The organism is Uniformispora flossi, from assembly GCF_049534875.1.
Classification (GTDB): Bacteria; Actinomycetota; Actinomycetes; order Streptomycetales; family Streptomycetaceae; genus Yinghuangia; species Yinghuangia aomiensis.
In genome coordinates this window covers 38,848-63,829 of the sequence record NZ_JBMULZ010000022.1, presented here as the reverse complement: position 1 = coordinate 63,829, position 24,982 = coordinate 38,848, and the positions used below count along the sequence as shown (strand labels likewise).

At 71.2% G+C, this 24,982-nt stretch carries 22 protein-coding genes; 7 read left to right on the top strand and 15 right to left on the bottom strand.

Going from position 1 to position 24,982, the window contains the following annotated elements:
• The gene (locus tag ACPA54_RS33530) at positions 1-2,844 is read left to right on the top strand and encodes an ATP-binding protein (RefSeq protein WP_423535505.1); all 2,844 of its coding nucleotides are present in this window, start codon (positions 1-3) and stop codon (positions 2,842-2,844) included.
• A 12-nt stretch (positions 2,845-2,856) separates the two neighbouring features.
• On the opposite strand, the gene ACPA54_RS33525 is transcribed toward ACPA54_RS33530, so the two are convergent.
• The gene (locus ACPA54_RS33525; protein ID WP_423535504.1) at positions 2,857-3,681 is read right to left on the bottom strand and encodes a TauD/TfdA dioxygenase family protein; all 825 of its coding nucleotides are present in this window, start codon (positions 3,679-3,681) and stop codon (positions 2,857-2,859) included.
• Positions 3,682-3,766: 85 nt separating this feature from the next.
• Between ACPA54_RS33525 and ACPA54_RS33520 the strand changes: the two genes are divergently transcribed.
• The 3 genes from ACPA54_RS33520 (at position 3,767) to ACPA54_RS33510 (ending at position 6,519) form a co-directional block, all read left to right on the top strand.
• Positions 3,767-4,441, top strand: a complete 675-nt coding sequence (locus tag ACPA54_RS33520; RefSeq protein WP_423535503.1) for a TetR/AcrR family transcriptional regulator — start codon at positions 3,767-3,769, stop codon at positions 4,439-4,441.
• 85 nt (positions 4,442-4,526) lie between these two features.
• Entirely contained in the window at positions 4,527-5,708 is a 1,182-nt protein-coding gene (locus ACPA54_RS33515) for a sensor histidine kinase (protein ID WP_423535502.1), read from the top strand.
• 115 nt (positions 5,709-5,823) lie between these two features.
• Positions 5,824-6,519, top strand: a complete 696-nt coding sequence (locus ACPA54_RS33510; RefSeq protein WP_423535501.1) for a response regulator transcription factor — start codon at positions 5,824-5,826, stop codon at positions 6,517-6,519.
• Between the two features lie 52 nt (positions 6,520-6,571).
• Here the strand turns inward: ACPA54_RS33510 and vanX are convergent, their stop codons facing one another.
• From vanX to ACPA54_RS33495, 3 genes are read right to left on the bottom strand one after another with little or no spacing between them, the layout of a single operon-like run.
• Positions 6,572-7,180: a D-Ala-D-Ala dipeptidase VanX gene (gene vanX / locus ACPA54_RS33505; RefSeq protein ID WP_423535499.1), complete on the bottom strand. Its 609-nt coding sequence runs from the start codon at positions 7,178-7,180 to the stop codon at positions 6,572-6,574.
• Positions 7,177-8,220, bottom strand: a complete 1,044-nt coding sequence (gene vanA, locus ACPA54_RS33500) for a D-alanine--(R)-lactate ligase (protein ID WP_423535497.1) — start codon at positions 8,218-8,220, stop codon at positions 7,177-7,179. The genes vanX and vanA overlap by 4 nt, the downstream gene beginning before the upstream one ends.
• Positions 8,217-9,287, bottom strand: coding sequence for a D-isomer specific 2-hydroxyacid dehydrogenase family protein (locus ACPA54_RS33495; protein ID WP_423535496.1), 1,071 nt, complete (start codon positions 9,285-9,287; stop codon positions 8,217-8,219). Before ACPA54_RS33495 ends, vanA begins: the two co-directional genes overlap by 4 nt.
• 186 nt (positions 9,288-9,473) lie before the next feature.
• Between ACPA54_RS33495 and ACPA54_RS33490 the strand changes: the two genes are divergently transcribed.
• Complete coding sequence (locus tag ACPA54_RS33490) at positions 9,474-10,910, top strand: UDP-N-acetylmuramoyl-tripeptide--D-alanyl-D-alanine ligase (protein WP_423535495.1); 1,437 nt, start codon at positions 9,474-9,476, stop codon at positions 10,908-10,910.
• Positions 10,911-11,031: 121 nt separating this feature from the next.
• Here the strand turns inward: ACPA54_RS33490 and ACPA54_RS33485 are convergent, their stop codons facing one another.
• The 3 genes from ACPA54_RS33485 to ACPA54_RS33475 form a co-directional block, all read right to left on the bottom strand.
• Positions 11,032-12,183, bottom strand: a complete 1,152-nt coding sequence (locus ACPA54_RS33485; protein WP_423535493.1) for a lipid II:glycine glycyltransferase FemX — start codon at positions 12,181-12,183, stop codon at positions 11,032-11,034.
• A gap of 308 nt (positions 12,184-12,491) precedes the next feature.
• Complete coding sequence (locus tag ACPA54_RS33480; protein ID WP_423535579.1) at positions 12,492-13,589, bottom strand: MerR family transcriptional regulator; 1,098 nt, start codon at positions 13,587-13,589, stop codon at positions 12,492-12,494.
• 100 nt (positions 13,590-13,689) lie between these two features.
• The gene (locus ACPA54_RS33475; protein WP_423535491.1) at positions 13,690-14,322 is read right to left on the bottom strand and encodes a DUF6461 domain-containing protein; all 633 of its coding nucleotides are present in this window, start codon (positions 14,320-14,322) and stop codon (positions 13,690-13,692) included.
• 179 nt (positions 14,323-14,501) lie between these two features.
• On the opposite strand from ACPA54_RS33475, the gene ACPA54_RS33470 reads away from it, so the two are divergent.
• On the top strand, positions 14,502-15,134 hold the full coding sequence (locus tag ACPA54_RS33470; protein ID WP_423535490.1) for a M15 family metallopeptidase: 633 nt from the start codon (positions 14,502-14,504) through the stop codon (positions 15,132-15,134).
• Positions 15,135-15,320: 186 nt separating this feature from the next.
• On the opposite strand, the gene ACPA54_RS33465 is transcribed toward ACPA54_RS33470, so the two are convergent.
• Complete coding sequence (locus ACPA54_RS33465; protein WP_423535488.1) at positions 15,321-15,896, bottom strand: hypothetical protein; 576 nt, start codon at positions 15,894-15,896, stop codon at positions 15,321-15,323.
• A 456-nt stretch (positions 15,897-16,352) separates the two neighbouring features.
• On the opposite strand from ACPA54_RS33465, the gene ACPA54_RS33460 reads away from it, so the two are divergent.
• Entirely contained in the window at positions 16,353-16,928 is a 576-nt protein-coding gene (locus ACPA54_RS33460) for an Rv1352/Rv1906c domain-containing protein (RefSeq protein WP_423535486.1), read from the top strand.
• A gap of 218 nt (positions 16,929-17,146) precedes the next feature.
• Here ACPA54_RS33460 and ACPA54_RS33455 read toward each other — a convergent pair whose 3' ends face one another.
• The 7 genes from ACPA54_RS33455 to ACPA54_RS33425 form a co-directional block, all read right to left on the bottom strand.
• Positions 17,147-17,854 (bottom strand): M24 family metallopeptidase, encoded by a 708-nt coding sequence (locus ACPA54_RS33455; protein ID WP_423535484.1) that lies wholly within the window; start codon positions 17,852-17,854, stop codon positions 17,147-17,149.
• 165 nt (positions 17,855-18,019) lie between these two features.
• Entirely contained in the window at positions 18,020-19,072 is a 1,053-nt protein-coding gene (locus ACPA54_RS33450) for an SIS domain-containing protein (protein WP_423535482.1), read from the bottom strand.
• Positions 19,069-19,806, bottom strand: a complete 738-nt coding sequence (locus ACPA54_RS33445; protein ID WP_423535480.1) for an N-acetylmannosamine-6-phosphate 2-epimerase — start codon at positions 19,804-19,806, stop codon at positions 19,069-19,071. Before ACPA54_RS33445 ends, ACPA54_RS33450 begins: the two co-directional genes overlap by 4 nt.
• Entirely contained in the window at positions 19,806-20,948 is a 1,143-nt protein-coding gene (locus ACPA54_RS33440; protein WP_423535478.1) for an ROK family protein, read from the bottom strand. Before ACPA54_RS33440 ends, ACPA54_RS33445 begins: the two co-directional genes overlap by 1 nt.
• A complete protein-coding gene (locus tag ACPA54_RS33435; protein WP_423535476.1) occupies positions 20,948-21,883 on the bottom strand; it encodes a dihydrodipicolinate synthase family protein in 936 nt (311 codons plus the stop codon). The genes ACPA54_RS33440 and ACPA54_RS33435 overlap by 1 nt, the downstream gene beginning before the upstream one ends.
• A 145-nt stretch (positions 21,884-22,028) precedes the next feature.
• On the bottom strand, positions 22,029-23,012 hold the full coding sequence (locus ACPA54_RS33430) for an oligopeptide/dipeptide ABC transporter ATP-binding protein (protein ID WP_423535474.1): 984 nt from the start codon (positions 23,010-23,012) through the stop codon (positions 22,029-22,031).
• Positions 23,009-24,901 (bottom strand): dipeptide/oligopeptide/nickel ABC transporter permease/ATP-binding protein, encoded by a 1,893-nt coding sequence (locus ACPA54_RS33425; RefSeq protein WP_423535577.1) that lies wholly within the window; start codon positions 24,899-24,901, stop codon positions 23,009-23,011. Before ACPA54_RS33425 ends, ACPA54_RS33430 begins: the two co-directional genes overlap by 4 nt.
• Between the last annotated feature and the right edge of the window lie 81 nt (positions 24,902-24,982).

The following is a 24,982-nucleotide window of genomic DNA, read 5'->3' as shown; positions in this document are numbered from 1 at the left end:
ATGCGATTCACCATGCTGGGTCCCTTGGAAGCCGTCCGCGACGACGGCCCGGTGCCCCTGGGCGGGACCAATCAACGCGCCCTGCTCGCCTTTCTGCTGCTCCACCCCAACCGCGTCGTCGCCACCAGCGAACTGGTCAAGGCCCTGTGGGGCGAGGCAGCGCCGCCGACCGCCCGCAAGATGGTGCAGAACGCCGTCGCCGGCCTGCGCCGCGCCCTCGGCACCGACACCGGCACCGGCACCGGCACCGGCACAGACACCGGCCCCGAACTCGCGACCGTCTCCCCCGGCTACGTCCTCCGCATCGATCCCGACGCGATCGACCTGACCCAGTTCGACACGCTGATACGCCGCGGCCGCGCCGCCCTGCGCGCCGGCGACAGCGAGCCCGGAGCACTCCTCCTGCGCGAGGCGCTGGGACTGTGGCAGGGCCCGGTCGTCGCCGATGTCGCGGAGACCGGTGTGCGCTGGCCGGAGCTGGCCGTGATCCGGGAGACCCGGCTGACCGCGTTCGAGGAATGCGTCGAAGCCGAGCTGGCGCTCGGCCGACACCGCGAAGTCGTCGGCGAGCTGGCCGCCATGGGCCAGCAGGAGCCGACCAGGGAACGCACCTGCGGCCTCCTGATGCTCGCGCTCTACCGCTGCGGCCGGCAAGCCGAGGCGTTGGCCGCCTATCAACGCCTGCGCGACGGCCTCGTCGACGGCTTCGGTCTCGACCCGGCCCCCGAACTGCAGAGCCTGGAGCGGTCGATCCTCAACCAGCACCCGGTGCTGGACCTCCTGCCCCCGCCCGGACACCTACCGAACGCCGCCCCGGTGGCGCCGGACACCCGCACGCGCTCCGCCCCCGCCCCCGCCGACGCTCCACCCGCCGCCCCAGCCCTCACCGAACGGAAACAGGCGAGCATCCTCCTGATCCGCGCCCGGGCGGGCACCGACGACCCGGAACAGCTCGACGAGGCGCAGCGCGACCTGCACCGGATCATCACCGAGGAGGCGGCCCGCTTCGGCGGCCTGGTGCGCGAACCCGTCGGCCCCATTCGCCCCGTCCTCTTCGGGTTGCCCCGCACTCACGAGGACGACCCGTCCCGCGCGGTCCGCACCGCCGTGTCCATCCGCGACCGGCTCGACCTGCCGGACCTCCGTATCACCGTGCACATGGCCGTCGCCACCGGCGAAGTGCTGGCCCGCTACCGCAGCGAAGACGACCGGCATCCCGCCGAGGTGACCGGCGCCGTCCTCGACCACTGCGAACAACTGCTCCAATCGGCCGGACCGCAGGACGTGCGGACGTGCGACCGGACCCGCGCGGCCGCGGCCGATGTCCACCCGGTGGCGGCCGACGCCGCCGGGAGCCCGCCGGCACAGCCTCGGGAGCAGCCGCGGACGTCCGTCCCGCTGATCGGCCGGGACCGCGAACTCGATCTCCTGTCCGGCCTGTTGGACGACGTGCGACGCCGCGAACGACCGCACCTGGTCACCGTGCTCGGCGAGCCCGGGATCGGGAAGAGCCGACTGGCCGCCGAGTTCGGCCGGCGAATCGACGCCCTGCCGGTCCCCGTGCGCCGACTTGCGGGCCGGGTGACGGCCTTCGGGCGGACGGACGCGCTCGCGCCGCTGGCCGCGGTCGTCCGGGCGTACTGCGGCATCCCCGTCGGCGCCACCGCCGCGGTCTCCGACCGCCGGCTGGCCGGCGCCGTCCGGGATCTGCTGGGCGCCGGGCCGGCCGCGGAACGGGTCCTGTCCGGCCTCCGCCCCTGCCTGGGCCTCGGCGCCACTGTGCCGCCCCAGGACGGCCCCGCCTTCGCCGAGGTGTTCGCGGCTTGGCGGACGCTGGTCGAGGAGATCGCCGCCCGGCAACCCGTCGTCCTGGTCCTGGAGGACCTGCACCTCGCCGACGAGGCCTTCCTCGACCAGGTCGAGGATCTCACCGAACGCGCCCTGCGTGTCCCGCTGCTGATCGTCGCCACCGCGCGCACCGAACTGCGCCGGCGTCGCCCGCGCTGGTGCTGCGGCAAGCGCGACGCGACGGCCGTCCTGCTCGACCCGCTCTCCGACACCGCGACCACCGCCCTGCTGGACCGCCTGCAGACCCGTCCCCCCGGCATCCCCGTCGCTCCGAACGTGCTCGCCCTCATCGGCGGGATACCGCGGTACGCCGAGGAGTACGCGCCTACGCTGCCCGGCCTGCCCGCCCACGCGGTGCCGGAGGTGCCGCCCGCCTTGCGCGCCCTGGTCACCGCCCGCCTCGACACCCTCCCCGTCGCGGAGAAGGCGGTGCTGCGCGACGCGGCGGCTTTCGAGGGGCCGTTGTGGACGGCAGGGGTGGCAGCGGTCGGAGGGCGAACGCTTCCCGAGGTCGACGCGGCACTCCGAGCGCTGGAACGCACGGACTTCCTGCGCCGGGTCCGGCGCAGCCGCATGCCCGACGACACCGAATACGTCATCCGGCACCGCCTGGTCCGCGACATCGCCTACGCCCAGCTCACCCGGCAGGACCGGCTGCTCAGGCACCGGCGGGCCATCGCGTGGATCGACACCCTGCCCGCCGACTGCGCGGACCTCCTCGTCCACCACTTCCGCAAGGTCGGGACGCTGTCCGCGACGAGCGGACGCCCGGCCGACTCCGTGGTCGAGGAGGCATGCCAGGCGCTCATCGACGCGGGCCGCAGGGCCGCGGAAGCCGGCAGCCACGACAGCGCGCTGCGCTGCTACCAGGGGGCCGTCGAACTCTCCGCGAGCCCGGTGCCCCGATCCCCCCGCGGGATCCTCTCCGGCGCCAGGCCACATGGCGCGCGGAGGCCGCCGCTTCCCGCGGGTTCGAGCCGATCCGTCCCGGCCTGAGCGTCCCGTCGGTCAGCTCGCGGCGCGTACGGCGGCGCGGGCCATTTCGCGTCGGGCGGGCAGGTAGTCGGCGACCGCGAAGTGCTGTGTACAGCGCTCGTCCCAGATCACCAGGTCGCCCAGCGTCCAGCTGTGGCGCATCTGGAAGTTGGGGTTGGCGGCGTGGTCGACCAGCACACGCAGCACACCCTCGCTTTCGTCCGGCGTCATCCCCAGGATGCGCCGTGTGAACTCCTTGTTGACGTTGAGGTAACGCCGCGAGCTGCCCGTATGCACATCGACGACGGGGTGCGTCGCCCCGGGGTACAACTCGCGCATGCGCAAGGCGACATCTTCGCCGGCCTTGCCGGCGAAGGACCGTCCCGCGCCCATGTCGTGCCAGGCTTCGAGGTCCGCGATCAGCCGTTGCATGAGCGGCGACAGCGCGTCGTGCGCGGCGCGCATGTCGACCCAGATCGTGTCCCCGCCGCGCGGCGGGATCTCGCAGGCCCGCAGGGTGCCGTACGTCGGGGGCTCGACATCCCAGCTGACGTCGGTGTGCCACCGGTCCTGGTACGGCGGCTGGTCCACACTGTCGACGATGTGCTCGACCCGTGCTTCGGTGCGCCCCATGACACGCGCCGCGGGGTGGATGTAGGGCCGGCCGAACGCGAGGGCGAACGCCAAGTGCTGGGTGTCGTCGAGGAACTGACCGGGGAACACGAGCACCAGGTGTTCGTCGAGCAACGCCTTGATCTCGTCGGCGGACTCGTCCGACGGTGCCGAGCGCAGGTCGGCGCCGAGGACACGCGCACCAAACGAACTCCCCAGGGGAGTGACAGTCAGTGAGGTTGCCATGGGCGGGAACGTAGCTCCACCCCGATGCACTGTCAATCGATCGTTTTAAATTTTGAAACGACCGTTTTTGCCTTATGGTGTGGCCATGCCAGGCGACCGCACTCTCCGCGAGCGTGACGACACGTCGACCCGGCTCCTGGATGCCGCGGAGCGCATCTTCGCCACCCGCGGCATCGAAGCCGCGTCGGTCCGGGCCATCACGGATGCCGCCGGGGCGAACGTGGCCGCCGTCCGCTACCACTTCGGGTCGAAACACGACCTCGTGAGAGCCCTCGTCGAGCGCCGCGTCGAAGAGATGGCCGAATGCCGACGTCCGCTGTTCGACGCCGCGATGCGCCGCGACACGGTCACCTCCCGCGACATCGCCGAAGCCTGGGTGCGGCCGCTCGCCGCGATGGCGCTCGACGGTCGCGGTACCCGCCGCGCGTACCTGTCGTTCATCGTCGTGATCCAGGGCGCCTCGCCGGAGCTGCGCGCGATGACCACCGCGGCCTTCCAGCCCCAGCACAAGCAGTTCGCGCCCCTGCTCGAACGGGCTCTGCCGGACATCCCCGAGGCTGTGCGCTGGTTCCGCTTCGCGCTCGCCGCCGAATCCACCGTCCGCGCGCTTGCGAACCTCGACCGCGCCCGCGCCCCTTGGACGGCTCACGGCGGCATCGACGACGCAGACGTCGTCGAGCACCTCGTCGACGCCATGGCCGGGCTCCTCGACAGCCCCTGCTCCACACCCCGCGCGAACCGCGCCCCTTCCGCCCGATAACACGGCCGGTCGACCTGTCGGTACCAGGCGGCGCAGCCGCGTTGTGCATACGGCGGCGATACGTCCCGTTGCCTAGGCTCCCGCTATGCGCGTGCCCAGCCTGGAGGACGAGTCCCGCCTGCGCCCAGAGAGGCCCGTCGACCGACGACCCGGACTCAGCACCCGGCTGAAGCTCACGCTCAGCTACGCCGGCTTCGTCGTTCTCGCCGGAACACTGATGCTGGCCGTGTTCTGGGTGTTCGTACTGCGCTGGGTGCCGAGCCGCAACGACCCCGACGACTACAAAGAGGTCGGCGCCGTCCTGATCATCACCGGGCCCAGCCGCCCCGTCCTGTTGCGCGGCTTCATCCCCGCCGCCGGTATCGCGCTGGGCTTCCTCGTGGTGTTCGGCCTGGTCGGGGGGTGGTTCCTGGCCGGCCGGATGCTGGCGCCCCTGACCCGGATCGCCGACGCGGCCCGGATGGCCGCGAACGGGTCGCTGTCGCACCGGATCCGCATGCAGGGCCGCGCCGACGAATTCCACGCACTCGCCGACGTGTTCGACACCATGCTCGAGCAGCTGGAATCCCATGTCGGCGAGCAGCGCAGATTCGCCGCCAACGCGTCGCATGAACTCCGCACCCCGTTGGCGATCTCCAAGACGCTGCTCGACGTGGCCCGCAACGACCCCACGCGGGACGTCGGTGAGATCATCGAACGCCTGCATGCCGTCAACGCGCGGGCGATCGAACTCACCGAAGCCCTCCTGCTGCTCAGCCGCAGCGACCGTACGAACATCGACCGCGGACCCGTCGACTTGTCCCTCATCGCCGAAGAAGCCGCCGAAACGCTGCTTCCGCTCGCCGAAAAGCGGCGACTCACGCTCGAGGTCACCGGCGACAGGGCACTCGCGCTCGGCTCCGCGGCCTTGGTCGCGCGGATGACCACCAACCTCGTCCAGAACGCCATCGTCCACAACCTTCCCGCGGGCGGCACCGTGACCGTCCGCACCGGATTGCGGGACGGCAGCGCCCTGTTGTCCGTCGAGAACACGGGGCGGCCGCTGTCGCCGGATCTGGTGCCGACGCTCACCGAACCGTTCCGGCGCGGCGCCGAACGCACCCGGGCCGGCACCGACGACCACGCCGGCGTCGGCCTCGGACTGGCCATCGTGCACAGCATCGTGCGGGCCCACGACGGGACACTCGACCTCACCCCCCTCCCCACCGGAGGCCTCATCGTCACGGTCGCCCTTCCTGCGGCCGCCGGTCGGCAGGGCACGTCCTGATCAGTTCCGGATCGAGGTTCGTACGGCGGCGTGGTCCAAGGCGATGCGGCGCTGCCGGCACGTATGGGGTTTTGCATACGCGGGCGATATGCGGCGGCTCGTACCATCGAGAAGCATGCGCGTGTTGATCGTCGAGGACGAGCCCTATCTGGCGGAAGCCATCCGCGACGGCCTGCGTCTGGAGGCCATCGCGGCCGACGTCGCGGGTGACGGAACCACCGCCCTGGAGCTGCTGAGTATCAACAGCTACGACATCGCCGTACTCGACCGCGACGTGCCCGCGCCGACCGGTGACGAGATCGCCGCGAGCATCGTCGCCTCCGGCAGCGGCATGCCGATCCTCATGCTCACCGCAGCCGACCGTCTCGACGACAAGGTCTCGGGATTCGAGCTGGGCGCCGACGACTACCTCACCAAGCCGTTCGAACTCCGGGAGTTGGTGCTCCGGCTCAGGGCGCTCGACCGCCGACGCGCCCACAACAGGCCCCCGGTACGCGAGATCGCGGGCCTGCGGCTCGACCCGTTCCGCCGCGAGGTCTACCGGGACGGCCGTTATGTCGCCCTGACCAGGAAGCAGTTCGCCGTGCTGGACGTCCTCGTCACCGCCGAGGGCGGCGTCGTCAGCGCCGAAGAGTTGCTGGAACGCGCGTGGGACGAGAACGCCGACCCGTTCACCAACGCCGTGCGTATCACCGTCTCGGCGCTACGCAAGCGACTCGGCGAACCGTGGATCATCGCCACGGTGCCGGGCGTCGGCTACCGCATCGACGCGCGGCCGGGGGCCGAACCCGAGGCGGCGGGCCGCGGATAGCGGCCCGGGTTCGGTCCCCTGCGCGAGGGGTGCCTTCGGATGGGTGGCGCGACTACGCGATGGGGAAGTCGAAATAGGTGTCCGGGTACGGTTCGCCGTTGAGCGTGTAATGCCACCACTCGCAGTCGTATGCGCTGAAGCCGCAGCTCTCCATCACCGCGCGGAGGCAATCACGATTCCGCGCCTCCTCCGGCGTGATTCCGGGCGCTCCGTGGTGGGAGACCGGGTCCATCAGGTCGTGGCCGCCGCCCATGGGCGCGAGTTCGCCGGAACCCAGGTGATAGAGCGTGAGGTCGACGGTACTGCCCCGGCTGTGGCCGGATTTGGCGGCGACGTATCCCTTGGCGAACATCCCGGGCCTGGTGATGTTCGGGTAGTGCCGCCGCTTCGTCCGGCCGTCGTCCGGCTGTCGCGACCAGCGGACAAAGCAGTCGACAGCGCGTTGCGGGCGGTAGCCGTCCCACAGCAGCAGGGCGAAGCCCAGGGAGGCGGCCTTCTCGCGCGCCCGTTCCAAAGCGGCACACAACGCGGTGGTGCCGACTATCCGGTTGACCTGATAACCGTCCACCGGCGTGCCGGTGAAGTTGTCCCAGGTCGCATACTTGGCGTCCCAGCGGATTCCGGGTACCTGCTCGTCCACGAAAACGAAATCGTCCTTCACCGGCCCGCCCCCTCCAAAGCCGACGACAGCAGCCGGTCGATCACCTCGGCGAGCGGCAGTCCCGCAGCCGCCATCATGCGCGGAAAGCGGCTGTACGAGGTCAGGCCGGGAAGGGTGTTGACCTCGTTGAGGACCACCGTGCCGTCGTCCTTGAGGAACATGTCCACGCGCGACAGGCCGCGGCAGCCCAGGGCCCGGTAAACGGCCTGCGCCGTCTCCCTGACGAGCGCGCGCTCGTCCGGCGAAATGTCCGCGGGGACGACGGGTGTCGAGTTCTCCGAACCGCTTTCCGGCGCGCTTTCCTGATGGATCCGGAAGAATCCGTGGGAGAGCGCGATATGGTCCACCTCGCCGACCGTCACGTACCTGCCGTCGCCCAGGACCGCACATCCCACTTCCTTCCCGGCGACGGCTTCCTCGATCAGCACCTTCGTGTCATACCGGCGTGCCGACTCCAGAGCTTCCGGCAGGTCTGCTTCGCAGGACACCTTGCCGACCCCGAACGACGACCCCGAACGGGCCGGCTTCACGAAAACGGGATAGTTCAGGCCGTGCGCGTCCGCGGGTTCGTCTCCCGTGACGATCCGGAAATTCGGGGTGGCGATTCCGGAGCTCCCGGCGACGAGGTACGCGAGGGATTTGTCCATGCACAGCGCGGAACTCGGGACGTTGCACCCCGCATAGGGGATGCCGGACAGCTCCAGGAGGCCCTGCACGGCACCGTCCTCACCGAACTTGCCATGCAGCACGGGCAAGACGACGTCGAGGCCGATCGTTTCGTACTTTCCGTCCGCCAGAACGAGCAGGCCGGGCGCGCTTCGGTCCGGCGACAGGACAGCCGTCCGGCCATCGCCGTTCTCCCAGTCCTCATGCGGGCCGTCGCACAGCTTCCAGGCGCCGCTTCGGGTGATCCCGACATAGAACGGCTCGTAGGTGGCGGCGGCGAGGTTCCGTGCGACCTCGCGGGCGGATTTGACGGAAACGTCATGCTCTTCGGAGCATCCCCCGAAAAGGATGCCGACTTTGAGGCTGCCGGTCATGGCTGTACGTCCTTTCGTCGATCGCTGCGATTGCCGTGCTCGTGCGCGAATGCCAGACAATTGGCGAGGGAGTTCTCCACGGTGTCGCAGAGGGCGTGCTCCGTGTAGTAAGCGGTGTGCGGGCTGATGACCACGTTCGGCATCTGCTGCAATCGCGCCAACGTCGATCCCGCCCACGGGGTGGCTCGCCGGTCGGCGTAGAAGACTCCTTCCTCGCCTTCCAGGACGTCCAGGGCCGCACCGCCCAATCGGCCGCTTTCCAGCGCCGAAACCAAGGCTTCGGTGTCGAGGAGAGCCCCGCGTCCGGTATTGACGACGAATGCGCCGGGCTTCATCCGGCCGATACGGCGGCGACCGAGGAGGTGCCGCGTGTCGGCGGTGAGCGGTGTATGGAGCGTGACGATGTCGCTTACCCGCAGGAGTTCGTCGAGCGGAACGTGATCCGCAGCGGACGTCGGGCGAGTGTCGTACGCCAGTACGCGGCACCCGAAACCGCGCAGCCTGGTCACGACCGCCGTGCCGATGCGCCCGGTGCCGACGACGCCGACGGTCAGGTCGCGGAGTTCCTTCCCACGCGCGTCGTGCAGCCGGTAATCGTGGAGATCCGAGCGCCGAATGGTGGACTTCGCGTGGCGTACCGCCATCAGGATGAGCATCAGGGTGTAGTCGGCCACGCTGTCGGGCGAGTACGCGACGTTCTCCACGGAAATACCGAGGCTCTTCGCGTACGCCACATCGATATGGTTGTATCCGATACTTCGCGTGGAGATGTAGGCAACGCCGGCGCGACCGAGCGCAAGCAACGCCGAGTTCTCGACCCGGGTTTTGTGGCCGATGCTGATGCATCGATTTCCGTGCGCCAGGTCGGCATTGGCCTCGGACACCGGTTCGCCGGTGACGGTCGGGGTGATGCCGAAGCGCGGCGCCAACTTCCGGAACAAGGCGGCCTCGTCCGGCTCGCATCCGTAGACGGTGATTCCCGTCGTCGTGACGGGGCGAGAGGGCGCCGGCGATCGGGTACGGCGGATAGTTGGCAGTGCTGGTTCGCGGGGTTCGCGGTGGGCCATGCACTCAGTCCAGCCGGTGGAGCGTTGTCGCCCCGTATGGGATTCCGGATACGCCGACCATAAGTTACTTTCGCGTAGCGCCGGGCGGGGCTTACACCGAATTTCGGGCGCGGGCTCGACCCCATATCCGCGGTGTATCGAAAACCGCATACGAACCCACAACACCATGGCGAATTGTCTGGAGGGATGACCTCCAGAGAAAAGCCCACCCACACCGCCGTCCCCCTCGCCAAGTCCGAATCGGCGGCCGCTCCGAGCCCAGGAGTCCTCCCGCTCCTTCTTCGGGAGATCGCCGATATCGTCGGCGGTACGGCCGTGCCCGGCCTCGTGGCCGACGTGGATGCCGTAACCGTGACCGCACCCGCCGTCCTCGACAGCCGACAGGCAACACCGGGCAGCCTCTTCGTCGCCTTCGCAGGCGAACACGCCGACGGCCATGCCTTCGCCGAACAGGCGGGCCGAGCGGGCGCCGTGGCGGTGCTCGGCTCCCGGCGCACCACGCTGCCGACGGTGGTCGTCGTCGATGTCCGGGCTGCGCTGCAGGCGCTCGCCGTCCACGTCGTGGCGCGGCTGCGCGGCGGGCTGACGGTAGCCGGGGTCACCGGCTCGCAGGGCAAGACCAGTACCAAGGACCTGCTGGCGGCCGTGCTGGCGAGCGCCGCGCCGACGATCGCCACGGCCGGCTCGTTCAACAACGAGCTGGGCGTGCCGCTCACCATGGTGCGCGCGGGCGCGGCCACGCGGTTCCTCGTCCTGGAGATGGGAGCCCGCCGGGAAGGCGACATCGCGGCGCTCACCGGCTTGGCCGCCCCCGATATCGCCGTCGTCCTCAACGTCGGGCAAGCCCACCTCGGCGAGTTCGGCTCGCGTGCGGCCATCGCCCGGACCAAGGGAGAACTGGTACGGGGGCTCGCGGCCGGCGGGGCGGCCGTCCTCAACGCCGACGATCCGCGCGTCGCCGCGATGCGGACGCTCACCGGCGGACCGGTGCTGACGTTCGGCCGGGCACAGGACGCCGACGTTCGCGTCCACGACCTGTCGCTGGATCGGTGCGGCCGTCCGTCGTTCACGCTGCGGACCGCGGGCGCCTCGGCTCCCGTCAGGCTGCGGATTGTGGGCGCTCACCAGGCGCTCAACGCGGCAGCCGCCGTGGCTGCGGGCCTGGCGGCCGGCGTATCCCTCGACGAAGCAGCAGTGGCGTTGGCGGGTGCGTCAGTGTCCAAGTGGCGCGTGGAACCGCGTCGGCTGGCCGGCGGTGCGGTGCTGCTCAACGACTCCTACAACGCCAACCCCGACTCGACCCGCGCCGGCTTGGACGCACTGGCGGCGGTCGAGGGCAGGCGCCGTATCGCCGTTCTCGGCGAGATGCTCGAACTCGGCGAGGCAAGCGACGCGGAGCACTTCGCGGTCGGGAAGTACGCCGCGTCGCGTGCCGACACGGTGGTCACGGTCGGCGCAGCCGCCCGCCCGATCGCGGAGGGCGCCGGCGTACGGGCGGTGCCGTTGGACGACAACGACGTGGCAGTGGGCTGGCTGCGCGCTCACCTCGCCGCCGGGGACGTGGTGCTGATCAAGGCCTCCCGCGGCGCGCGCCTCGAAGAAGTGGCGGCTGCACTCGATTAGTTGGGGAAGAGGGTTGGTTGCGGAAGAGGCGTGGGGATGGGAGTAGACGCGATGCCGCAAGGCACACGTGGGCTGGGCAGGGCGCGATGCCGTGGATGCTCCCTCCCCGCCCCGGTCGGCCTCAGCCCGATCGGCGCCGCATGTACAGGTCGAAGGCCCGGTAGACCATCGGCCGCAGCGGCAAATCCCACTCGCCGACATACCGCACCGCCTGGCCGCCGGTCCCGACCTTGAAACGGATCAGGCCGACGTGCGGGTCGTCCGCGTCGAGGGTGGAGGTGATGCCGCGCAGGTCGTACACGTCGCAGCCGGCCGCCAGCGAATCGGGGATCATCGCCCACTGGCACGCGTTGGAGCCGCGCACCTCGCGCTTTGCGGTGGAGGAGGCCCCGTAGGTGTACCACGCGTGGCCGCCGACCCGGACCAGGATGGTCGCCGCGACCAAGTCGCCCTGGTGACGGGCGAGATAGAGCTTGATGCGCTCCGGGTCCTCGGCGCCCATCTCGGCGAACATGGTCGCGAAGTAGCGCAGCGGACGCGGCATGAAGTGGTCGCGCTCGGCCGTGTGCACGTACAGCTCGTGGAACGCCTTGAGCTCCGCCCCGAACGCACCGCCGTCGGCGCCGCCACGGCCCACCCTCCTGGCCGTGACCTCCACTCCCTCCTTCTCCGCCTTCTTGATGTTGCGGCGCCAGACCTGATTCATCCCCTTGAGGAGGTCGTCCTCCGTCCTCCCCGCCAACGGGATCTCATAGGTGAACTGCGGTTGCCCGACACCGAATCCGTCCTCCGGACTCTGCGGCAGCCAACCGGCGTCCCCCAGCCACCGCGCCACGCGGCTGCCGACCGCGTCGACGCGCCCACCGGCCGCCTCGGCGAGCCGCCTGACCCCAGGAGCGGCAATCCCGTCCTTGACCACGGCGGCGTTCCAGGTGTCCGTACGCACCGGCGGACAGAGCCGGATGGCGAACGCCCCATCCGCCTTGAGACACACCGCCAATGGGTCGAGCCACGCGGCGATGTCACCCGCCCAGTCGATCGTCGGCCCCTGCGGCACGTAGGCCAACGTGAACCGCTCGAACCGAGGGACGGGTCGATGCAACACGAGCCCTGCGCCGACCAACTTCCCGCCGTCGAACCAGCCGAGCGACTCGCTGCGCCACTCGGTCTTGACGCGGCCCCACCCCGGCGTCTGCAGAAAGCTGACCGACCGCCGCCCCCGCACGAACCCCAGATGCGCGGCAGCACTGATCCGCGCAACCCTCAGCGCCATACCCGCGCCCTCCGATCCCAGCGCAGAGCCCAGGCCGCCACGGGAGCCGATTCACAACAGAACATCCCGGCAGTCAACCCGGCCCGCTGTTGCCCTCACGTATCCGCTTTTCCCTACACCGACGATACGCACCCGGACCCGAAGACAGCCCGCATCGGGCCCGCGTCGCCGTCGAGCACCGACCAGCCTGCGATGCGTGGACAAGCGTGCACAGATCAACCCGCGGAGCTCGTGGGCGATCGACCTGGGCAGGCCGGGCCACGCCGCCGATCCTGTCCTGCCTACAACACCATCACCCTGTGGGCGGTTCAGACTACGAGCAGGCGGAGACCGAGGTCTGCCGCGGCAAGGTCGACAAGGTCGCTGTTGCGCTCGGCCCATCGACCGGAGTCGAGGTCCTCGCTGAGGCTTCGCACCGCCCGCTGCTCGGTCTGAGCCCCGACCCTGGTCCACACCGACATCGCACGGCGAACGTGATCCTCCAAGTACGCCCCCGGCCGACGCCAGTACGCCTCGAACAGGCCGTCGGCGCAGTCCCACGGGATGGGCACCGGCTCAGCGCGGGCGCCGATCGCGTCGGCCATCCCGGCCAGGGACGGGAATTGCGCGAGGACGGCGGCGAACTCGGGCAGGTAGTCGCGGGTAAGCCAGAACCGGTCCTGCCATCCGGGCTCGTCGGTGTCGAAGGTGAGCACCACCACGCGGCGGGCCACGCGCCGCATCTCGCGCAGCCCCGCTATCGGGTCCTCCCAGTGGTGAACGGTGGAGACAGCCATCGCGACGTCGAAGGACCGGTCCTCGAACGGCAGGTTCTCCGCAGCGGCCGCCACGCACGGCGCCGAGCCGGCAGGCCGCTGCCCCCGCATGACCGCCGACGGTTCCACCGCGGTCACGTCGCGATCCGCGGGCTCGTAGGAGCCGGTGCCGGCGCCGACGTTCAACACGGTCTGCGCATCCCCGAGCGCGTCCCAGATCTGCGCTGCGATCCGCGGTTCGGTACGCCGTGTCGCGGTGTAGGCGCCGCCGATCGCGTCGTAGAGCCGTACGCCGAGCATCTCCAGTTGCTCCTCCGGCGTCACGTTCAATCCCTTCGCCCGCGCCGCAAGTTCCCTGTCGATGGCCGCCACCATGGCAGCGGCGCGATCACGCCGCTCCAGCAGCAAGCCGCGCAGTCGGCGCAGGTGCGCGACCGCGTCGGTGGACGGGTCGCCGATCAGTTCCGCAATCTCCCGCAGCCCGAAGCCCAACCGCCGGTAGGCCAGCACCTCCCGCAGCCGCTCCACGTCGCCCGGCGCGTAGGCCCGGTAGCCGGCCGGGGTCCGCGCCGAAGGACGCACGAGCCCGATCTCGTCGTAGTGATGCAGCGTGCGGACGCTCACGCCGGCCCGCTCGGCCACGCGTCCCACGGTCCAGTGATCCTCCACGGCACCGACTATCCAACCTGACGTCACGTGAGGGTCAAGAGCCTCAGCAGAACATCGAGCGGCTGCCCGGACTCGTCCGACCTCACAACATGGCCGCGAGCAGTTCGCCGTCCTCGACGGTCTCTCGCGGCAGCGTGACGCCGAATTCGGCGTGCATCATCCGCAGGGTCAGCCGTTGCTCCTCGGCGATCCCGAGATCGGGCATATCCCCGTCCGGAAACAACACCCCCGCACGGATCAGCTCCGGCACCAGCCGGTCGGGGTCACTGCCACCACGCTGGAGCGGTGACTCGTACTGGCACACCACGAGCCCGGACTCCGCATAGCTGAACACCGTCACCGCGTTGACGTTGCGGAAGATACTCGTCGCGACGGTGCCTGCCGATACCTCGGCAAGCACCTCTTCGTCGATGCCGCGGGTCCCGCCATCCTCGACCGCGAAGGCCCAGCCGTCGGACTCGCCGGCACGGATCACCCTTTCCTTGTCCCCGACGTCCGGGTGGCCGTCGTCAAGGAGATCCTCGATCCAGTGGTTGGCGTCGATCCGGGTCTTCATCGCCGCTGTCGCCACGTCGCAGCCCATGCGTCGCAGCAGCTCGACAGCGTCCAACCCCCGCGCGAACGTGACGCAGTAGCCGAACTCAAGGAACGTCGAGTCCTCCAGCCAATCAACTCCGACACCACTCATCGCGTACCCCGCCCGAATCACCGTCATCGCCTGTGGTCGGGTGACTGTAGCCGAGCGATCGGACGGGGCCACCCGCCGCGTCTCTCGGGCCCAGACCCGTCATGGCGAGAGCCAATGGGCTCGCAGCCCTTGTGGGATAGCCGATTTGCGACGCGATCAACGCGGCGTGCTCCTCCGCTGACGCGTGCTGGGTAGGTTGTTCGTTCATGATCCTGCTCAGCGATCCGCGGGTGCGGTCCGTTCCTGTCCGTGAGTGCGGTGAGCCGCTTGTTCAGGTCACCGACGTTGCGTCCCTCCGCCTGGACGACCGAGAGAAGGACATCCACGGAGTGTGGGGCCAGGTGCGGTCCGGCGTGTTGGACCGGCTGAAGTTGGTCGCGGCCGCATTGCCTGCCCACACGGCGCTCCTCGTCATCGAGGGGCGTCGCAGTCGGGCGGAACAACAGCGTCGGTTCGACACCTACGCGGACAAGCTGCGGCAGTCAGGCGTCACGGACCCCGCGGAACTACGGGTACGGACGAGCGCATTCGTGTCCCCGGTCGAGGTGGCCCCGCATTGCGCCGGGGCGGCGGTCGACGTGACGCTCGTGGGCGACAGCGGCGCGGAGTTGGACATGGGCGGCCCGGTCAACGGGCACCGCTTCGGCGCCGAGGCCTCGTGTCCCATGGATGCGGTAGGCATCTCCGACAACGCACGCCGGGCCCGACGGCTTCTGGCGGTGGCGATGGGCGACGCCGGGTTCGTGAACTACCCGCCCGAGTGGTGGCACTGGTCGTACGGAGACCGCTACTGGGCATTGGCCACAGGCGCCGAAAGCGCTCTCTACGGACCGGTCTGACCACCGGTCCGGGTTCCAGAGCTCACGCGGTTCCGCAGCACCGCGTTTGTCCTCGACATGGATGACGCACAGTCCGGTGCCGCCAGCCGTCGGCTTCCTGAACGTGGATCACCCCGAAGCCTCCTGCTGGAGAACCGGCATGCACCTTGCCGAAGGGCCGTAAGGGGGCTGCGGCCGTGTCGGCCGTCAGGCCCGGGTGGCCTTGAGGACGAAGTCCTCCCCACGGCCGGCGTCGGGTCTGCGGGCGGTGAGGGTCGTGCCGTCCCATGTGACGTCCACCGGGAACGTGCCGCGTGCCCCGCGCTCCTCCCCGTACATCCAGGTGACCGTGGCCTTGGCGGAGTCGGCGACCTGGCCGGGAACGCCCGTGGCACGGATGTCCGTGTCCGTGTCTTCGTCCTTGGTGACGGTCAGCGCCCCCGCGGCGAGCGAGTAGGCGCCGGACTCCTCGCGAATGCGCGGGGTGCCGGTGCCGTCCTCGGCCTCCGGCGGGGTCGTCATACTCCAGCGTCCGTCCGCCACGGTGAGCGTGGTGTAGTCGTAGTTCGGCTTGGGCGTGATGCTCAGGTTCCATGTGCCGCGGACGAACGCCTCGACGGCGTGTCCGGCCAACGTCGTCGGTGGCGCGCCCGCCGGGCCGACCGAGCCGTCGGCCGCCTTGTCGGACTTCCCGCCGCCTGAGCCGCACGCGGCCGCGGCCATGCCGAGCAGCCCGACCATGCCGTAACGCACCACGGTGCGGCGGCCGACGGCCCGTTCCATTCTCTTCCAGTCGTCGAACAAGAGCGTGCCCCTTTCCCCACCCCCGCCGCCGAGGGAACGGCAGCGTGCCACAGCATGGCAGTCGTTGCCCGTCCGGCGGGACGAAACAGCAGAGAGCCGCTGCGGCTTCGCACAGCTTTGCGGACCCATCTCAGCCGCACCCCACGGCAAGGGAGTTGACCGGTGCGGAGGCGACGCAGCCCCTGACTCCGCACACTCCGGCACATCACGCGAACAAGGGCCCGGTGCCGCAGGTCGGGCATCGTGATCCACGGCAAACGCGGCGGCCGTAGGCATCGAATCTCGCCAAAGGCCCTACGGCGCACACCCATTCACGCCAAGCTTGGCAACCACAGGGTGGGGACCCCGAGCAAAATCGATCCGCCATACACGCACGCCCAAAACCAGGCATGCGACGGCCCCTGCCTGCCCGAACCCCGAACACACGGAGGCACGGTGCAGCCCAACCCGCTATACCCCGAACCCAACTACCCGCCGCAACCCCCGAACCCGCAGCCCCGACCAGGCGGTATCCGCCGCATCCTCGGCAAGAGCTGGGTCCGCTACACACTCGTCGGCGTCATCGCCTTCGGCATCGGCGTCGCAGCAGGCGGCGGCAGCAAGAAGGACGACGACAAGCAGAACGCAGCGGCCGAAGCCCCGCAGCCGACCGTCACCGTCACCGTCACCGTCACCGCGCCGCCGCCGAAGGACGCACCCGCACCGGCCACCAGCCAGGCCCCAGCACCCGCCGCACCCGCGACCAGCACTGCACCCGCGACCAGCGCCGCGCCCGCCAAGGCCACCATCCCCGGGGACGGCACCTACACCGTCGGCGACGACATCCAACCCGGCACCTACAAGTCCACCGGCAACAACGGCTGCTACTACGCGCGCCTGAAAGACACATCCGGCGACTTCGGGGCGATCATCACCAACAACATCTCCGACGGCTCCGTCACCGTCACCATCTCCAAGAGCGACGGCGCGTTCCAAAGCCGCGGCTGCAAGGAATGGACGAAGACAGGCTAACTACGCCACCAGCACGTCGACTTGGCACTCGCACGGCCCCGTGGGACGGACGCCACCACCGCGTATTCCCACGGATGCCTGGTCCCGGCTTCGGCCCGGCCGTCGGCGACCCGCCTGCCCGAGTGGTCCGGCCGGGGGCGGAACGCTCCGGGTGGTTCGCGCCGTGTGCCCTTTTCGACTATGCGGGTTGAGGGGTGGTGGCCGGTACCCCGGCCGCGTCAGGCGAGGTCCAGCAGCTGCTCGTGGAAGCCGCCGATGCCGCGGTCGCGGTCGACGAGGTGGAGTTCGAGGATCCAGTGGCAGATCCGGCCGTTCCGGTCGGTGCGGCGCAGCGGGTCGGGGTTGTCCGGGTTGATGTAGGACGCCGCTTTGTCGCCGTCGACCGTTTCGTGGGGGAACTCGCCGACCAGGTGGCCGGCGTGCCAGATGCCGATCTCCCAACCCGCGTCCGCGGCGAGGCGCTCGACCTGCGCGTACAGCTCTCTGCCGGTGATGTGCGGGTCGGCGGCGAACGAGGCGCGGCCGGCGTCGAAGATGCGCGGCAGGTCGGCCGCGAGCCGGTGCTTGTGCGGGTCGTTGCCGAAGACGTAGGTGCGGCCGAAGTCCGCCTCGTACTCCTCGAAGATCGGGCCGAAGTCGGCGAACGCGATGTCGTCGGGGCCGATGACCCGGTCCGGCGGGTTTTCCTGGTAGGGGGCGAGGGTGTTCGGGCCCGAGCGAATGATCCGCTTGTGCCAGTGCTTCGTGGTCCCGAACATCTCGTTCGCCAGGTCCCGGATCCGGTCGCTTGCCTCGCGCTCGCCGACCCCGGGGGCGACCAGGTTGCGGGCGGCGACCTCCGCGAACAGCGCAGCGGCCTTGTCCTGTGCCGCGACCAATCCGGCCGCCCGCGCGGCCTCGTCGGCACCGGGCTGTTCCGCAGCCATGGTCGCCACCCTTTCGACATCCCTGATCCGGTTTCTGCTTGCTTCCGCAACCCTAGAGCGACGGGTCAACCGTTTTTGACCGGGCCGGGGGGGCGTGGATTGCCTCCGCGCATACGGGCAGAGTCGTGTCCGCCGGGCCGTGCGCATCGCCGGGTGCGGAGCGGGTCAGCGTGTCCGGGTCACCTTGGCCAGGGCGCGGGGTGCATCGGGGTCGAGGTTGCGGTCGAGGGCGATCTCGCAGGCGAGTGTTTGCAGCGGGAGGATCTGCACGATTGGCTGCACTTCCTCGCACAGCCGGACGGGCAGCGGGAAGAACCCGTCCGGAGGTCCGAGCAGTGCCGTGCGGGCGCCGGCCGCACGAAGGCGGTCCAGGACGGGTGCCAGGGCGCGGCCCCCGGCGCCGTCGGGGACCACGGCAATGACCGGCGCATCCCCGTCGATCATGGCGAGTGGCCCGTGCAGCAGGTCCGCGCCGGAGAAGGCCTGCGCGTGCAGGTAGCTCGTCTCCATGACCTTCAGGGCGGCTTCGCGCACGGTCGGGTAGCCGTATCCCCGCGAGGTGAGCACGAGGCGGTCGGCGAAGCGGTACTCGCGGGCATGGTCGCGTACTTCGCCGCCGCGCGCGAGGACCTCGGCTGCCGCACTCGGAATGCCGCGCGCGAAGTCCCCGGTGCCGCCGCGGACGGCGTCCACGAGGAGGTACAGAGTGAGCAGTTCGGCGGTGTACGTCTTGGTGGCGGGCAGCGCGAGTTCGGGCCCCGCGAGCACGTCCAGGTGCAGGTCCGCAGCAGAGGCGAGTGCGCTGTCCGGGTTGTTCGTGACCGCCAGGGTCAGCGCCCCGGCCTCGCGGGCCGCGCGGGTCGACTCGATCAAGTCCGGCGAGCCGCCCGATTGGCTGACGGTCACGAACAGCGTGCCGTGGAGGCGTGGTCGGGCCCCGTACGTCGTCATGGTGGACATCGACGCCAGTCCGGCGGGCAGGCCGAGCAGGATCTCGACGAGGTACTTGGCGTAGAGGCTCGCGTTGTCGGACGTGCCGCGCGCGGCGAACACGACGAAGCGGGGTTGCGCGGCACGGATGGCCTCCGCGGCGGCCCGGATGTCCGGCAGCCCACGCTCCAGAATCCGGGCCAGCACGGCGGGCTGCTCCGCGATCTCCCGGGTCATGACGGCGCCCCGCACGGCGCCGGAACCCGCTTCGGGGACGGCGGCGGTCATGCGTCGGCCTCCGTACGGTCGGCATCACGGACCGGGGCGGCGGCGGGCAGGGCAGGCAGCGCCTTCCTGAACTGCGCGGTGAGCCAGCCGGGGGACGTGATGGCGGTACCGACGACGACCGCGTACGCTCCCGCCGCGATCGCCGCCGCGGCGTGCTCCGGCTGGTGGTAGCGGCCTTCCGCGACGACCGGCACGGGCAGTTCGGAAGCCAGCACGCGCACCAGGTCGAGGTCGGGGCCCCCGTCGCCCGGCGGGCTGTCGGGGGTGTAGCCGGACAGCGTGGTGGCGACCACGTCGGCGCCCGCCGCCACCGCGGCCAGCGCGTCGCCGCGGGTGCCCACGTCGGCCATGGCCACGAGCCCGCGGTCGTGCACGGCGGCGATCGAGTCGGCGAGGCTCCGCCCGTCGGGGCGCGGTCGGCGGGTGCCGTCGACCGCGATGATGTGCGCGCCCGCGTCGGCGACTTCGTGGACGTGGCGGGCGGTGGGCGTGATGTATACGCCCTCGCGTCCGTCCTTCCACAAGCCGATCACCGGCACGTCGACCGCGGCACTGATGGCGCGCACGTCGTCCGGGCCACCGATGCCGCCGCAGCGGATGGCGGCCGCGCCGCCCGCGACCGCGGCACCGGCCATACGGGCCATGGCGTCCGGATTCCGCAGGGGGTCGTCGGGGCGGTGGACCTGCACCGAGACGATCAGGCCGCCGCGCAGGCGTTCCAGGAGGGGGTGCATCAGGGACGTTCCTCGTTCGTAGCGATCGCGGCACCGTGTGCGGCGGTTTCGGCGTCGGCAGCGGTCTCGGCTTCGGCGTCGGTTTCGGCGTCGTCGGCGGGCGTGCCGGGGGGTGCGGTGATATCCGTGTCGTCGAGCAGTGCGGCGGCGCCGACAAGGGGCGCGTTGGTCCCCAACGCCGCGCGAAGGAGCGGAAGTTCCGCCATCGTGGGGAGCAGGCCGCGGCGCAGCGCACGGTCGAGGGGTGCGGTGAAGCGCGCGCCGATGCCCGCCACTCCCCCGCCCAGGACGACCGCTTCCGGGTCGAACGCGCAGGTCAGGCCGCCCAGAACGGTGCCGAGGACCTCCGCCGCGCCGGTGATGGCCGCAGCGGCGACCACATCACCCGCGTCCGCGCGCTGCACGATCTCCCGGAGCCCCACGAGTTCGGCCGACACCCCGGCCGGGCCGGACGCCCCGCATGCCTCGGCGTAGGCCGCTTCGATCGCCGGCCCGCTCGCGACCGACTCCACGTGCCCGGTGCCGCCGCAACTGCACGTGCGGGAGCCGGATGCCACGAGATGGCCGATCTCGCCGGCCGCGTGGTGGGCGCCGCGCACCAGGCGGCCTTCGATCGCGTACGCGCCGCCGATGCCGGTGCCGACCGAGACATACAGCACCGAGTCGAGTCCGGACGCCGCGCCGAAGCGAAGTTCGCCCAGCGCCATCGCGTTGACGTCGTTGTCCACGGCGACCGCAAGGCCGGGAAAGGCGGCGCGGAGGTACGCGCGGATCGGCGTCCCCGCCCAGCCGGACAGCAAGGCGGTCGACGAGAGCACGGTTCCGGCCGAGGCGTCGACCACGCCCGGGGCGCCGACACCGATCCCCGCGACCGGGCCCGCGGCGGCGGTGCGGACCCCCTCCGCGGCGTCGCGGACCGCGTCCAGGACCGCCCGGGGCCCGGCCTGGGCCGGTGTCGGACAGGTGCGGGCGAACCGCACGGAGCCGTCCGGGCCGACGAGTCCGGCGGCGATCTTCGTGCCGCCGACGTCGACGCCGATGCGCGGCCAGCCGATCGGGCCGGTGGTCGGCCCGGCGGCCGACCGACCAGCTGCTGTGCGACCGCCGGTACCGCATCCGACGGCGTTTGCTCCCTCCGGCATCAGCCGAGCAGTCCCGCGCGCTCGACGTACCCGCGCACCGTCGCGACCTCGGCGGCGTCCAGCGGGATCTGCGGGGGCGCGGTCACCGGGTGGTCGATGATGCCGCGCAGGTGCAGCGCGGCCTTGAAGGCGCCGAGTGCCGACGAGCCTCGGCCCATGCGCTCCGCCGCGCCCGCGTCGACCAGCCCGAACAGGGCGATCAGCCGCTGCTGTTCGGCGCGGGCCGCGGCCATGTCGCCGCGGCGCGCGGCGTCCCACAGTCGGGCGTAGCCGTGCGGGTCGACGTTGCCGAGGCCCGGGACGACACCGTGTGCGCCCATGAACGCGGCTGTGTCGACGGTCAGTTCGGATCCGGTCAGGACCGAGAAGCCGGGGGTCTCGGCGGTCGCCAGGAGCAGTCGGCGGAATCCGCCTTCGTCGCCGCTGGAGTCCTTGACGCCCTGGATGACCTCGTCCGCGGCGAGCCGCGCGAGGAGGTCGCCGCCGAGCTTGCTGTGCACTGAGACCGGCAGGTCGTAGGCGATGATCGGGAGTTCCGTCGCCGCGCGCAGCAGGCGGAAGTGCCGTTCGATTTCGGCGGGATGGGTCCGCGTGTAGAACGGCGCGGTCGCGACGACGCCGTCCACTCCGGCCTTCGCGGCCTCCTGGATGTGCGCCGCGACGCGCATCGTCGCCGTGTCGATGACGCCGGCGACGACCGGCACCTGGCCGGCGACCGCGCCGACGGCGATCTCCAGGACGCGGGCCCGGTGGGTGTCCGGGAGGAAGGCCACCTCGCTGGAGGAGCCGAGGAAGAACAGGCCGTCCACGCCGCCGTCGAGGAGGTGTGCGATGAGGCGTTCGAGCGACCGGGCGTCGATCTCGTGGTCGGGGGTGAGCGGGGTGCAGACGGGCGGGACGACGCCGCTCAAGAGGGACGGCGTGGTGCTGGCCATGCGGAACGTGCTCCTTGCGGGGATGGGTTCGATAGCGGAATGAATGCGTGGGCCGCCGGACGGGCGGGGCACGGCACGGGCCCACCGGGGCCGGGTCACCGCGGCGGGCGGTGCGGCCCCGGCGGGAGTCCGGTGCGGCCGTGGATCACGGCTCGACGGGGTGGTGGCAGCGGAAGCGGTGGGCGTCCACGGCGCCCGCCATGTCGGGCGGGTCGGTTGCGCACGTCTCGTCGGCGCGCCAGCAGCGGGTGCGGAACGGGCAGCCTTCCGGCGGGTTGACCGCCGACGGCAGCGGCCCGTGCAGCGGGATCCGCTCCGTGCCGCCGAGCAGCGCGGGCGCGGCGGAGAAGAGGGCCGCGGTGTAGGGGTGGCGTGGTGTCCGGGTGACGTGCTCGACCGGTCCTTCCTCGACGATCCGACCGAGGTACATGACCACGATGCGGTCGGCGAGGTGCCGCACGGTCTGGATGTCGTGCGAGATGAACACCAGGCCCAGGCCGAGGCGTTCCTTGAGGTCGTGGAGCAGGTTGAGGATCTGTGCGCGGACCGACACGTCCAGTGCGGACGTCGGTTCGTCGGCGACCACCACGCGGGGCTCCAGGGCGAGCGCGCGGGCGATGGCGACGCGTTGGCGCTGGCCTCCGGACAGCTGCCCGGGCAGCGCGTCCGCCGCACTCGGCGGAAGCCCGACCAAGCCCATGACCTCGCTGACGCGGTCCTCGCGCTGAGCGCGGGTGCCGCGGCCGTGGACGTCGAGCGGGTCGCGGATGACCTGGCGGACGGTCAGCCGCCGGTTGAGCGCGGTGGCCGGGTCCTGGAAGACCACGCCGACCGCGGCTCCGAATTCGGCGGCGCGCCGTCGCGCGGGCATGTGCCACAGATCGGTGCCTTCGAAGGCCACCGTGCCGTCGGTGGGTCGCTGAAGGCCGACCAGGACGCGGGCGAGCGTCGACTTGCCGCAGCCGGATTCCCCGACCACGCCGATGGTCTCGCCTTGGCGGACCTCCACGTGCGCGCCGGTCAAGGCGTGCACGTGCGCTTTCGAGAAGAGGCGGGGTCCCGGCACCGGGTGGCGGACGTGCACGTCGTCCAGGGTCAGCAGCGGCGCGTGCGGTGCTCCGGTTGTCATGATCCTCCTCCGACGGGGGTGGGCACGGCGGCCGGGTGATGGCAGGCCAAGGCATGCGTGTGCAGGTCGCCGTCCAGCACCGGCGCGGTGTCGCGGCACAGGTCCGTCGCCGCGCGGCACCGGTTGGCGAAGCGGCAGCCGGGCCCGAAGGCCGACGGGGGCGGGACGACCCCGGGGATCTGGTGCAGGCGCTCTTCCCCGGCTTCCAAGGAGAGCACCGAACCGAGAAGGCCCCGTGCGTAGTGGTGGCGCGGCGAGCGCAGGAGTTCCCCGGTGCGCGCGGTCTCGACGACCTGGCCGCCGTACATCACGACGACGCGGTCCGCGAGGTCGGAGACCAGCGCGAGGTCGTGGGAGACCAGCACCAGGGCGAAGCCGAGTTCGTCGCGCAGCCGGACGAGCAGGTCGACGACTTGGGCCTGCACGGTGACGTCGAGTGCGGTGGTGGGCTCGTCGGCCATGATCAGCCGCGGGGCGCGGGACAGGGCCATGGCGATCAGTACGCGCTGGCGCTGTCCGCCCGACAGTTCGTGCGGGTACGCGCGCAGCGTGCGCGCCGGGTCGAGGCCGACGAGTTCGAGGAGGTCGGCGGGTGTCCGGGTGCCGCCGCGCCGGGTGAGCTGGGTGAGTTGGGCGCGGATCGTCATCGCCGGGTTCAGCGAGCTGAGCGCGTCCTGGTAGATCATGGCGATGTCGTGCCCGAGGAGGGCGCGGCGTTCGCGCGGGGCGAGGGTGAGCAGGTCGCGGCCGTCGAACAGGATTTCACCGCCGGTTTCGGCGCCCCGCGGGAGCAGCCCCATGACGGCGAGGCTGGTGAGGCTCTTGCCGCAGCCGGATTCACCGACGAGTCCGACGGTCTCGCCGGGGCGGACGTCGAAGCCGACGCCGTCGACGATGCGCACTCCGTCGTGGCGGTCCGGGAAGCGCACCGTCAGGTCGCGTACGGACAGCAGGGGCGGCACGTCGGGCACGTCGCGGTCGGTGTGCCGGGCGGCGGCCGCGGCGAGCCTCTCGGCGAGTTCGGCGGGCTCGGGTGCGGCGAGGGCGGCGTCCGTGTCGGCGACGCGGATGTCCGGGCGGGGCGCGGAGCCGGTTCCGGACGGCGCTGCCCACGCGTCGGAGACGCCTTCCGCGAGCACGTTCAGTGCCAGCACGGTGAGCAGGATCGCCATGCCGGGGAAGAAGGTCGCCCACCAGCCGCCGGACAGCACCAGCGTCTTGCCGTAGGCGAGGACGGATCCCCAGGACGGGTCGGGTTCGGGCACGCCCGCGCCGATGAAGGACAGGCTGGCTTCGAAGACGATCGCGTCGGCGACCATGACGGTCGCGAACACCAGGATCGGTGCAGCGCAGTTGACGGCGACGTGGCGCATCAGGATGTGCGGGCGGCGCGCGCCGATGACCCGTTCCGCGGCGACGTAGTCCTCGCCGTACTGGGCTTGGACGTTGGCGCGGACCACGCGGGCGAGCGACGGGGTGTAGAGGAACGCGATGGTCAGGATGATCACGGTCAGCGAGCTGCCGAAGACGGTGACGAACACGGCGGCCAGCGCGATGCCGGGGAACGCCATGACCACGTCGAGGAGCCGCATGATGCCTTCGTCGGCCCAGCGCCGCGACGTGGCGGCGAGGGCGCCGAGGGCGGCGCCGCAGACCAGCGCGAGTGCGGTCGCGCCGATGCCGATGGCGAGCGACCAGCGGGCGCCGGACAGCACGCGCGAGAAGATGTCGCGCCCGGCCCGGTCGGTGCCGAACCAGTGGTCGCCGGACGGGCCCAGCGCGGGGGTGCCGGACGCGAGCGGGTCGTGCGGGGCGATCCACGGCGCGAGCAGGGCGGCCAGGGACAGCAGGAGCAGGGCGGCGAGGCTGATGCGGGCCGGCAGCGACATGCGGCGCAGCTTGATGCCCGGACGGGACAGCCGGGCGGTCAGGCCCTGCCGGACCACGGGACCGCCGGGTGCCACGGGTGC